The sequence below is a fragment of the Ureibacillus sp. GCM10028918 genome (genome assembly GCF_042666115.1).
Classification (GTDB): Bacteria; Bacillota; Bacilli; order Bacillales_A; family Planococcaceae; genus Ureibacillus.
The window spans coordinates 321,838-335,017 of the sequence record NZ_JBHTFK010000005.1; the positions used below are offsets into that span (position 1 = coordinate 321,838).

A 13,180-nucleotide genomic window follows, 5' to 3' on the forward strand; every position below is an offset into this window, starting at 1 on the left:
AGTCTTTGTTCTCAAATTTTTTCCTCCAACCTTCCATGAGGTGGATGTCAGTCATGTGTTCCATAGGGTCCTTGCCCCAAGTTTTATTGCTCTGCTGACTAATCTGTTACCAGCGCAATTAAAAAAATGAGGACAAAAATTGCCCCCATTTTTCCTTTGTGCTTTACTTTACTTTTTTTCCATTATCCATTAAATAACCATCCATTAGTTTGGTACCAAGCACACCATTATCCACACTGAATGTATACCCACCCGACTGTAATTCGAATTGGGCTACCATGACTCCATTGCGTTCCAAACTACCTTTATACGTAACGCCTGGAATATTTTCGGTTACGCTTGCACTTCCGATTGGTAAATAAAGTGTTGCTGAAGTATTTGCTGGAACAACTGCTTCATATGTTTTGAGTTCGCCTTCGCTTGATGTCCAATTGGATATAATTTTCCCATAATAGGAATCAAACTCGCCTTTCACAGAATTTATACGTTCTTGATTATTATACTGATTTCCGGTATCCATGGTCGGCTGTAATATAATGTGCTTAAATCCTGGATTTTCTTCATCCTTTTCAATTCCAGCCATATTCTCAACCATCCATTCAACGACTGAACCATATGCATAATGGTTAAAGGAATTCATGCCATAATCATCAAAACCGTATTCAGAGGTATATGCATTCCAACGCTCCCATGTTGTTGTTGCACCAAGTTTTACTTCATTCAACCATGAAGGCATTTCATCTTGAAGAAGTAAGTCATAGGCTTTATTGGAAAGCTTATTTTCCGTTAACACCGGTAATAATTCATTTCCACCCAAAAAGCCTGTAGACATGGTGTTTTCACCTGAATTAACCCGCTCTGTTCCATTTTCGTTGGCAATATTGACCATCAGGTTATCAATGAATTTTTGTTTTTGCTCTTCAGAATCGTACATGCCCATTTTAAGTGCCCAAAGGATACTCGTCTGAGAATTGTCCTTAAACAAATTAATTAAGAAAGCTCTTGAAAAATTATCTGCGCTTACAGAAATAAGGTTATCATTTTCGTCCACATATTTTTCTTTTGCCAACTCAATTACACGTTTGGATTCTTGGGTATACCTATCCACATCCGCAGTATGTCCAAGCAATTTCGCAATCTTTGCCATCCTGGAAGCATCCAGCGCTTGGTACATTGCGGCCATAAATTGCGGAGCTGTACCCTCCATGGCGACCCAATCCCCATAACCAGCCCTCATACCGTTTGCCATGACATTATTCATATAAACCTTCATGATCTCGTAGGTTTCTTCAAGAACAGAGATATCGCCTGTATGCTGGTAGATGTCCCATGGCAACGTTATAATTACATCCGACCAACCAGCGTTCGAATTCGTCGTTTTGTTAATTGTAGGCAAATAATCGGCAATGTAGCCATTGTTATCCTCTGCATAGTCCTTGAGAATCTCTACATAGTTATTTAGGAACGCTACAGAGTCAAAATTGTAGAGTGCTGTATCACCGAATACCTGTATATCTCCTGTCCAGCCCAAACGCTCCGAGCGTCCTGGAGTATCCGTAGGTATGGATAAGAAATTACCTTTCTGACTCCAAAGCGTATTGCTAAATAATTTGTTAACATTTTCATTGTTTGTTTTAATTGATAAAGTTTGATCAACAGAAGATGTGATTGGCTGTCCATATACATCGTGAATGACGATATCATCTGATGCTGTAATTTCCAAGTACTGGAATCCGTGGTAAGTAAAACTTGGACGGTAATCCTGTACTGATTTTTCATTCAGTGTGTAGTGATCCGTATACCAAGTTTGATCTTTGGCTCTACCACGTGTAAGACCTGACCAATAAAGAGTTCCTTTTGGTCCATCACTTCCAAAACTACTATTGGCGTGATCTCTTCCATCATTAAGCATTTCAGCCCCGCGCATATGAACAGTTGTTCCCTCATCGCCTGAGACGGAAATACTCGGTACACCCGCGATATTCTGACCGAGATTAATCAAAAGTGTTTTTCCATTTGGAAGGTGGATATCACCAGTTGGATCCACCAGTGTACGTTTCACTTCACCTAATACCAAATTTTCATTAGAATAGTCTATATCAGTTGGATCAAAGATAAACGTATTTTCTCCAGATTTTGGGTAAACTCTGTCTTCTTCAAGCATATAAGCGGCAGCCTCACTACTTGCTACAAGGTCCCCTGCATAATCAAGTTTATTGACCCCATTCCAGCGAGAATCGTCAAAACCAGCATTGTTCCAACCTGCTACTTTTTCCTCAAGACGCGCATCATAAACCTCACCTATAAATAAATCATTAAGCTGTACCGGTCCCTCTGTTGATACTTTCCAATCCTTGGTATTCGAAGTAATGACCTCTTTCTTGCCGTTCGTATATGTGATGACAAGCTTTGATAAGAGTGCCAGTTCCTTTTCTAGTTCATCACCAATTTTATAGTAAAGGTTTCCGCCGCCATTGCTTCCAGCTTCACCTCCATACCAACCGGTCCCCAGCATGACACCAAGTGCTACACTGTCTCCTGTAATATAATCCGTTACATCATAGGACTGGTAATTAATATATTTATAGTAATCTGTCCAGCCTGGATTGAAAATGTCATTTAGCTTTGTACCATCTTCCTTTGTAACCATGACTTCTTTGCCATTAATGTAAGCATCGTATACACCTAATGAGGTCATATACAACCGGGCAGAAGCAATTTTCCCTTTTCCTTCAAGTTTTTTTTCTGTACGGAATAGAGGCATAGATGTAGGATCATCTATGTATTTTACCGCTTTTCCTTGATAGTTTTTCTGATAAGCTGTAACACCACTAAATTCTAAAACTCCAGAGTCATTAAGTTTCGCCCCATCAAACTCTGTCACTGACTCTTGTTTCCCGTCTACAGTTAGTACAACATTTTTGAAGTACGCCTTCTGTGCAGGAGTATCTCTGGATTCCGGATTTGCAGCTAGAGCGATGTATGGTCCCTCAATGGCGTAGGTCTTAGTGAGACTATTGACTACTGCGCCATTAATGGAAGTAGTTATCGTATCGGAGTCCGCAGAAACTTCCAAATCAAAAGCTTGATTTAATGAGATCTTTCCCTCCAAATCTACGGTTCCCAGCTGTTTGGCTACCCCCTTTTTCATAACACTCTGAGTAAGTTTTGTGCCATTAAAACTCCATACATATCCATTGGTTTTATTTTTCATTCCCCAATTCAAAGTAAAACCGCTCTGAACTACTGTTGCATTAAGAGAAATCCTTATATTGTCTGTATAGGAGTCTTTGACAGTCTCTTTATGATAGATCCACTCTGCATTGCCAAAGTCTGTGCCGGTTTCAAAGTAAGCCGATTTCGATTCGACTTTCTTCCCATTTGAAGGAGTAACTTTCACCTTCCAGTAATAACGCGATTCTAGTTCAAGTTCTGGACCGTCATATTTAATTCCCACCGATTTTGAACTTTTTACTTCACCACTGTCCCATACTTTTTTCCCTTTTGAATCAGTCACAACAAGCTGGTATGCTTCTTGGCTTAGACCTACAAGATTTGAGGAAAGCATCCAGCTAAAATTGAGACCATCTGATTCCACCCCTATAGGATTATCCTGATAATTTACCTTTAAATTCATTACTTCAGTTGTTTCCTTGATATTTGCCGCACTAGGGACATTTGTGGGTATTACAGATGTCAGTAATAAAGTTAGAACTGTCATTAGGCATAATAATAGATACGGAGATTTTCGTACTTTCATATTTTTTTACCTCCTAGCTTTTAGAAGTTTTATAGTTCGTCTTTAAGATGAAGCTGGCGATGCTTTCTACGCATTTAACACTTAAACTTGGGATACAACGCTTATTCAAATTAATAAATCATTCTATTTTAGTTGTAATAATAGATATTTATAATAGATATAGTAGGTTCATTTTTTCTATTATTACTTTAGACTAATCTCCCCCTTCTCCGTTTTCCCCCTTTTTTAGCGGTTTGCTTGAACCCTTTTACTGTCCCTCCCCACATCAAATTTATATACAAAACAGTGATGTAACTGTGTTGTAGCAGTTTGAAAAGAATAGTTTTTTATTTTGATAAATTCCTTCGTTGAATTTTTATATGGAAAGGTCTGGGTTGAATGATTAGTGGGTAAATTTCAAAAATTGTAGATTGTAATTAGGAGATTACTTTTTTCTATTAAACGAATCATAATATAGTAGTCTACATTCCTATATTTTGATTCAGCAGGTTTTCATTAAGTTATTCATAAGTATAAATTTTAATAAACCTCGTTCCACTCAGCGATGTTGTTCTATCTGACTTGAAAAGGTGGCCATCATGATTGTGCTCCGTCAACAAAGCAACGATTCCTTATTCCCGAGATTATATTTTACCGGCATTTCCCATAATATTGCCGTTTTTCAGACAGACACCGCTATGTTGTATCCGCTTACAAACAGGTTACTCTTTCAGCTTCCTTACGAAAAGGGGAGAATCTTCGGGTAGGGGGGAGAGATTTCTCGGTTGTTTTCAAAAGTTAAACAACCTCCTAGTAATAAGTGTTCCTAAAAGTTCAGTGGAAGTATTTATCATAAAGTAAGCGGAGGCATTCTATAGTTATTTGTTTCGTTAAGTATTATTGCAAGGTGTTCCTTTCTGCTGCCTGGTCCATCCCCTTTAATTTAAGATAGATTGTTTAAGTATGGATGTTTCTCCTTATTCAACAGTCGCGCAGATTGTTGAATAACTAATACCCATAGCTCCAAAAGAGGAAAAATGGTAGCCAATTGTTGCCCAATATATACCACTATTTATCGATCTCTCTTACTATTACAATGGTAATAATTGAAATTATAGGAGGTGTAATTATGAAAAAAGTGACATTTTTAGTTTTACTCTTGCTTTCTCTTTCAATACCAATCATTAATGCAAATGCAGCTGACTCCAATTGGCTAGAAGGTGAAGTGATCAAGGGTTTCTATTCTTTTACCACCGAGGATGATGAATATACTTTAGAGCTAAAAGAAGATGCAAAAGTGACCTTTACATTAAAGGATAGCGTTGATCTTAATCCAGAAGACAAATATCCCAATTATTATCATCTCCTTTTGAAGGATAGTAGTGGGAATCGAATTGCAAGCGCAATAACAGATTTAGAAGATGGAGATAAGGAAAAGACGGTTAAGTCCATTAATTTAAGAAAGGGTACATATCAGATCAGTGTTTCTGATGGATTCATATCTAAGGGAAACTATGAAGTTAGCTATGAAATAAGTCCTATTGAAGGGCAAGATGTTGAGCCCAATAATGAAAATATAGCAGCGAATTCATATAAGATAGGTACAATATTAAAAGGTACGATTTATGGTACAACGAGTTCTTATGATCTTGATATATACAAAGTAGAGGTTCCGACTTTCGGTAGATTAAAAGTGATATTTCAACAAACGGACGTCCGTAAAAGTGATCATCTAAAACTAGAAGTAGTTAATGAAAAAAGGGAAAAAATATTCACCGTTAAAAGTTATAATGAGCTAAGTGAAATTGACGTGTTAATGCAACCTGGTACTTACTATTTTACTATAGGTATTGCAGCCGAGAATACACCAATTGTCAATTACTCATTATCAACGCAACTTGAGCCATTAGACAAGGATGTGTGGGAGAGTGGCCGAAATACAGCTAAAAAGTCTGCCGATGTAATTCAAAATAATAAAACGGTAAGAGGCTTTTTATTTGGGGGGAACTATAGCTACGATCAGTCACGTGATTATTATAAGTTTACTTTAGAGAAGGATGAAAAAGTGACATTTATCGCCAATTACCGTGAAGGTTTTGGAGCACTCTCCTTTGAAGATGAAGCAAGTGGTGCACAATTATTCTCTGGTGGCTATGTAACAAGCGATTCAAGTCAAATCATAGAAACAAAACAGTTAAAAGCAGGTACATATTATGTGAATTTTCTCCCGAGATATGGCATTGATGGCTATGAAGAATACGATTTAACGATACGTATCCAAAGGTTTACAGACGTACCTGCAATGCATCCCTATTATGAATCAATTGAAGCACTTGCACAAATAGGTATTAACAAAGGCTATCCCGATGGAAGCTTTCACCCGAAAGATTACGTTCAGCGGCAACACGTTTTTGCCTTCATCAATCGTATAGAAGGACTGAATATTCCTAAAATCCGTAATATGAAATCCTTTGCAGACGTGAGTACCAGTCATCCTTTTTACACGGAGATTAAGAAGTTTTATGAAGCGGGTATTATCAGTGGCTATGGAATCTATATGAGTCCAAATCTAAATGTAACGCGAGGAGAACTAGCAAAAATTTTAGTGAATACGTTTAAGTTGAAAATGAACGGAAATGAAATCCCTTTTAAAGACGTAAAGTCATCGAATATTTTTTATAATGATATTCAAATCCTAGCAAGTAACGGCATTACAGTTGGAGCATATGGGAAATATATGCCTAACGATCCTGTTACAAGAGAACAATTCTCTGCTTTTTTACAGCGAATGTTGGACAAAAAATATTAAGTCGAAAACGATCATGTAAAAACATGGTCGTTTTTATTTAATTTAAGCTTCTGAAAGATTGTACTTAAAGTTCCATTGTGCTTTAGTTGAATGATCAAAGTAAATAATAACTAAAAACACTCCACAAACTTAATTAAACGTTAACATGAACCTTCCTCCAATAATTGGCTTAATGAAAACAGACACATTTCTAAAAGAAACGCGCCCGATAATGGAATATCCAGATAGTGAGTGATTTGTACCTTCATCTTTATTATACTAAGAACCGGTTACTTTAAGTGCATTTTTAAGCAATCTATTAAGGACTCTCCCAAAAACTATCTTAAGAAGTTTTTTATAGCATCCATGCGTATCTTGGATTCACACGCTTCACAACGGAAAATCAAATTCGTTCTTTCCTTGAATAGTTTATATCTTAGTGAACCTTCATACAGTTTGAATTCCCGTCTACAGCTACTACAAACTATCTCATAGTAAACATAGTTCTCCTCCTAATCACACATTACTTTTTAGTTGCACTCTCAAAAATTGGAACCAGTTCGTAGTATACTCCTGTAAATCAAAATGGGAATTTCTCATTAATTCAATGGTAAATCCATCAATAGCATTTCTATTGTTAATGCCATTACCCTTGCAATTTGAGTTCTACAGGCTTTTTCGATAAATGACATTTCTCTTTGATTAGTGGGATTATTTTTTTACTCATAGTTTAATTTTAGTACACTGGTACAAAAAAAATAAAAAAAATGATGTGGATTCTCTAAATATTTTTTAATCCCTTCACAACAAAACTCTTCCTTATAGTTAAGTGCAATTTTTTACAACCAGAAACACATTATATATAAATATTGACTAACTTTCCTGGCCCGATTCTGAAAAAGGCACAATTCTTTTTCAAGAATTGTGCTTCGATTCTCGAATAAGCTCCTGTTGTTTATAATAGTGTGGAAATACTCTGGGGATGAGACATTCATCAGCGTATTTTCTATTTAAACAAGTATCTTTGAAAAATCATCCTTATCAATAGAGATTGCTCCAAAATTTTTTTATTTTTAAATTACTTTAATCCTTAATACGACTATCTTTTAAAAAACGGACACTATCTATTTTCCATGCATCGGCGGGGGAAAAACGGAATAAATAAATATCCCCTTTAAAGTATTTTTTTTCCGAATTAATACTTACCCATTCGATTTCAACTGGCACTTGAAGACTTATATTAGTTACTAGGTCTTCAACAGGAAAAAGAGAGATATGTTTCAAATTTATATTTTCAATCGATTGAATATGCTCTTTCCAGTCAATTGGCTGAAGGGAAATGGTTGAAAGTATCCGGGCATCCTGCTGCTTTAATCCAGCTAAATATGCATTAATTAGTTCATACGGGTCTGCGCTGGCAACATACTCTTGAAGTTTGCCTGCAGCTTTTAAAATCATTAGTTTATGTGATAAATCCATGGAGTTTGTGCTGTGGGTCTTACTTCCGTAAAAATGGATGCAAAAATGACCAGGAAAATTATTTTCTAATGCACCCGCACCATGTGGCATCCCATGCATTGAAGCCGCAATCCATTGATCGCGATGAATGACAATAATCGCTCTTCGTTTCCAGCTCCATTTGCCGCCATAAATCTCTTTCATTATTTTCGTATCTTTCGAAGTTAAAGGCTGAACGTCGGCATGGCGGTTTCCTGCACGTCTCTGCACCTTAAACCTTTTCCCTGTTTCCACATCCAATACTGTAAACTTGCTGTACTTTGGCAAAATCCCATACACTTTTTCCCAAGGGAGCATTTCAATCTGAATGCCCACACTTTCATCTTTCGCTAAAACAGTGGAACAGTTAATGAACAAGGTAGTTAAAAGAATGAATGTAATAACAGTTCGCATGTATTTCACTCAATTTCATTATATTTTGAAAAATCTTTCGTATACAGAAAGTTTTCCTAAAATAGTTTGGATGTATTCATCACTTACTGTAATTATCTAAAGAACAATGGGAAATTCTAATAAAAAACGAGGAATAAGATGAAAATATGGATTAGCAGTATGTGATGCCTATCAAAGTGCTCGTCATTATGGCACCGTGCTGCTTCGCAAACCTTAAATTATTTTTGCTCTTCGTATATAAAACTTTTTCTTGTATTTAGGAAGGATAAATTAAATTTGTTCATATTGTTCATTAATAAAGTATTTTCATATTTTTCCCTTTTCTGCAAAACTTTAAGGGGTCACTACCAAATTGCGCCTGATAGTTGAATAACAAAAAATTAAAGCCCTCATTCTAGTTTGGAAATACTAGCCCCACAATCTAACTAATTAATTTTCTTATCATTTTTATCCCTAATAATAATTTCATATGGAATTTCTTCAACCGAATGCTCTTCCCTTTTCAACTCGATAATCTTGTCCACATACTTTGTAATTTGATCTATCTTTCTATCAGAATTGCCGAACCATTTAGGTGAATCGATGTTCGTTTTAATAATAATTTGTAGTGGTTCGGGGTGAAACGAATAGGCAAATCCTCGATAATCTTCGAATTCCTTTTCGGTCTCTACACTTATCGCATTAAGTACTGGTCCCCATTCTTGGTCTAGTATTGCACTTTCGCTTCTTTTCCGTAATTTAATGTCTAGTTCCAGATTTGTTTTAGAGAGAATTGTTTGAGCGATGAGTTGTTCAATTTCCTTGCTTTTCTTTAACTCTTCCTTCGTTCCTTCAATCTCGATAATGACTTCATTGTTCGGATTAGTCGAGATTGAGTAATAAAGGTAACCATTTTCGCTTAGTAAAGCCGAAATCTCTTCATAAACTCTCTCTATGGATTCCCTTTCCTTTTCCTCTTCTTCACTTAATGCAGGAAGGCTATCCAAAGTGAGATAATCTACTTTAAGATCTGGAAATCCAATCTCTTTTGCAGCGTTATGAATAATCTTTTCGATGTTCATTTTATTGGCTTCTAAGAACGCCTTGTCCTGTACTTGCACAGTTAAGTTCTGGTCTGAATAACTTAATGCAACTGGTTCATATCCATTATCATTTAGTTCTTGCGAGGTCTTTGTCAAGAATTCCTCTAACTTCTTTTGTTCTCTTTTCGTTTCTTCCATACTTTTAACTAAGGCATTTTCTATTTCTTCTTCCGTATGTACAGATGCCGATTCGTCTGCATTATTTCTAATTAACATAAAAGCAATAACTATTATTAATAACACTACAAAGCATACTAGTATTTTTTTCAAAATACCGCCTCCTAGTAAAAGGGTATGCCCACCTTTTTACATTATTCTTATTGTAAGTAATCTCTGTTAAGTTTAGCTGCTTCTAAATCACCTTTTAATGAATAAAGACGCATTCCTTGTTAAAGAAACGCGCCAGATTGCGGAGGATTACTATTCAACTAAATCATTATTCATTCATTTGGAAAACCAATATATCAAATAATTTTTCATCAGTATAAAGCAAGATTGCCCATTCTCCCGGATTTGGAAAGTTCACACTGGAAGGTACGTGTGCATCTGCCCCATTATTCTCCCCTCCGAGATCAATCGTCCAACCGGATGTTAGGATTTGGTGGATACTATTCCTTTCTCTGTGAAGACCAACTGCCGTTAGTTTAGTTTGTCCTATACTTTCAATCCCCCAAAGATGCCACATCCACTTTTGATTGTTGTTTAAGCTTGGCATATTAGCACCAATAACACCCGACTTATATTCATTGCCCATCATATTCCCATTAAACATTACCGCCTTTTTATTCCAGTCAACTTTCTCAAAATCACTTTCTTCAACAAACTTTGGTAGATTTTCAGGTAAATTCAACTTATTTTCATCTGTTTCATTTTTAGAGCAACCCAAAACCAGAAAAAGCATACAAACTAAAATTAGTCCCAAAGATGTAGGCTTCAAAAAATACCCCCATAACAATTTTTTAATTTTTTTCCCTAAAAAGTTCTGTCCCTTTATAAACTATTTCTTCGCTAAATCCAATTAATTATGATTATTTAATAATATGACCCTATCGCTGAAATAGGCCTAATTATATTCTAGAATTGCGCCCAATCGTGGAATAGCGATCATCTTCTATTAGCTGGTTTGCCCATACTAAAAGGCGTTCAACTACTTCAACCTTGTTGTGTTTATAATCACAACAACAAAAAAGTTCTAGTGGCTCTACTAGAACTTTTCCATTTTACATAAGGCGTGTCAGCAACGCCCCTTTTCTCAAAATTTAGCGATACATGTCCGGGTTTCTTTCGTATGCTTCATGCGCTAAACGAACAACGGATACCGCTAATTGTGCATAGGTTACTTCTTGGTCGGGATTGAACTGATTTTGATTTGCTGTCAATAATCCCAATGAGTTTGCTAAGGCAACATGACCGATGTATTCATCCTGTACATCGTCTGCATCCGCAAAGTCCAATTGATAGATACTGCCTTGTTTAGCTGCCTGCCCGAGTCCTAATGCACGGATATACCAAACGGATAATTCTTCTTTCGTAAGGTGTGCATCCAGATCTAAAATGGCACTTTCTGTATCAAGAATGTCCATCGAGACTGCACGTTCAACTATTTGATATAAAGGGTGCTCCGGATCAATATTTTCAAATGACTGACTCGTATTCTCTTGACCTGGATAATAACCGCCTTCATAGAAATGAGTAAGGGACTTCATGATCACTGCAAGTGCGTCGCCTTTTGTAAGCTGCACATCTGCATCAAATGTAGTTACATCCTCAACGTCTAAAATTCGAGCATTCATTAAGAAATTAAGCTCATCTTCTGCCCAAGGGTGCTCAATACCCTGGCGTTCACTTTCTTCCATCAGACTATTCCATTCACCCGTGTTTGCATCTAGGAAACTAAATTGATTTTCATTAAATACAGGGGCATAAGCAAGTTGATAATGGTCATCATCTGCAAATCCTGCTTTTACATATTGCAGCTCCAAGCTTAATTGCTCCAAAAATTTCGTTTTTGCTTCTTCTTCGGTAATAACTTCTTCAACTGATGGCCAATTTTCTACATCTTGATAATTTACATTGAGACCAAGTAAAGAACCATCAGCAGATACATTCACAGAAATTGCGTCACCCGTTACAAGAATGCCATCTACAACTCTCGGAAAGGTAAGATAATAAACGCCTCTATCCCTATCAAATTGGGCTTCTCCTAATCGTTTTGCATAGTTATGAATATGGGAGGGCGAGAACTCTTTTAAATACTCCACTGCTAGGTTAAGAGCTTCTTCATTGGAAATCGGCTGACTATTTTCTGTGCTTTCGCCCATTTCTCTAAGTACATCACTCTTGATATCCGTATATTGGATAATTTCACCCGTCTGTTGATCGAGTTGAAGCTCTGTGCCATGCCCACTGTTTCCATAATAATACATATACTGAATGGCAATGACTTCCTGCCCATTGTGATTTTTTCTTTCATCAATCGATTCTATGGTTAGCTTTACTTTATCCGAATCAATCGATAGAAATTCCTGAGCAAACGCTTTCGCCTTTTCTAAAGAGAAGTCGGTTTGTTTTGGTTGAATCGGTTGGGCTGTAATGAATTCGATTTCTTGTTCTTCAGGTACATCAGGAGAGAAACCGTTTACTGTTTGCCATTCCCCAGAAAGAGCATGGACTCCAAGAAATGCATTCGTTGGTTGATAGACAAGTTGTACAGTTCTATCACCTGTTTGATAATCGAAATCGATACTATACTGTAAATCGATGGAAAGATTCTCTTTTACCTTCGCTAAAATCTCATTCTCGGGTATCACTTTTGTACTATCATCAAACGTATGTGCATCCATATTTATTGGACTGCGATAAAAGTCAACGATTTCCCCATTCCCCAGGACGGTTACTTGTAGAAATTGATCTGAAATAGGTAATTGATTTTCCGTACGAACAAACGTGAACGAATAACGGATCGGTTCTGTAAGAGTTTGATTACCTGGGTAATAGTCATGACTAGTATCTAATTGATACTCACTTACTCCCGGTAATTTTTTTAAAAAGGCAAGGGCAGCCTTTTCAGCCTCGGCTTTTGTTATTTTTGCTGGAAATAGAGCATCTACGCTGTTTGCTGGTTGATAGTAAAAATTCTCAATCTCTAATTCTTCCCCAACAAATCCAATCCCACCATGAACTTGCTTCCCATTTATTTCTTTGTGAAAGCTTAAGTTATAACGAATCGTATCATCATCAGGAAAGTGATGACCACTACCCATATGGAAATCACCATCTTTTAAGAAATCAAATTTATTCGGGAACAATTCCTTAAATCTTTTAATGAGCTCACTCTTTGTCACAACAGATTCCACCGAAGCAGTTCTAATTTGAACCATTTCATTTTGCTCATTTGCAGAAACTGCTGGTGCTAGTACTCCAAATGATAGGCCAGTAGACAATGTTAAGATCCCTAACGTTCTTAAATTCTTCAATACCTCACTCCTAATATTTAGTAATCTAGTAAATACTATACCAAATTTTAACAGAATTGGGTATTAAATTCACCATAATAATCTTGATTCACAAATTCTATAAAGACAAAATCATTGATATTTCTTACTCTACTGTTTACCAGGAGATCTCACTAGCATTCTAACTGGAGGCTCAAGCGAAGGA

6 protein-coding genes are annotated in these 13,180 nt (G+C 36.5%); 1 reads left to right on the top strand and 5 read right to left on the bottom strand.

The genetic code is table 11. The features are described 5' to 3' along the window. Positions 1-163 precede the first annotated feature (163 nt). On the bottom strand, positions 164-3,760 hold the full coding sequence (locus tag ACFQU5_RS04865) for a family 78 glycoside hydrolase catalytic domain (RefSeq protein WP_390285318.1): 3,597 nt from the start codon (positions 3,758-3,760) through the stop codon (positions 164-166). A 1,108-nt stretch (positions 3,761-4,868) separates the two neighbouring features. Here ACFQU5_RS04865 and ACFQU5_RS04870 point away from each other — a divergent pair. Then, positions 4,869-6,548 carry an S-layer homology domain-containing protein gene (locus ACFQU5_RS04870; protein ID WP_390285320.1) on the top strand — a complete coding sequence of 560 codons (1,680 nt, stop codon included), beginning with the start codon at positions 4,869-4,871 and terminating at the stop codon, positions 6,546-6,548. 1,062 nt (positions 6,549-7,610) lie between these two features. On the opposite strand, the gene ACFQU5_RS04875 is transcribed toward ACFQU5_RS04870, so the two are convergent. The 4 genes from ACFQU5_RS04875 to ACFQU5_RS04890 form a co-directional block, all read right to left on the bottom strand. Next, a complete protein-coding gene (locus ACFQU5_RS04875) occupies positions 7,611-8,438 on the bottom strand; it encodes a hypothetical protein (RefSeq protein WP_390285322.1) in 828 nt (275 codons plus the stop codon). Between the two features lie 425 nt (positions 8,439-8,863). Next, positions 8,864-9,790 (bottom strand): hypothetical protein, encoded by a 927-nt coding sequence (locus ACFQU5_RS04880; protein ID WP_390285324.1) that lies wholly within the window; start codon positions 9,788-9,790, stop codon positions 8,864-8,866. 166 nt (positions 9,791-9,956) lie between these two features. Next, positions 9,957-10,457 (bottom strand): hypothetical protein, encoded by a 501-nt coding sequence (locus ACFQU5_RS04885; RefSeq protein WP_390285326.1) that lies wholly within the window; start codon positions 10,455-10,457, stop codon positions 9,957-9,959. Between the two features lie 322 nt (positions 10,458-10,779). After that, positions 10,780-12,996 carry a YcdB/YcdC domain-containing protein gene (locus tag ACFQU5_RS04890; protein WP_390285328.1) on the bottom strand — a complete coding sequence of 739 codons (2,217 nt, stop codon included), beginning with the start codon at positions 12,994-12,996 and terminating at the stop codon, positions 10,780-10,782. Between the last annotated feature and the right edge of the window lie 184 nt (positions 12,997-13,180).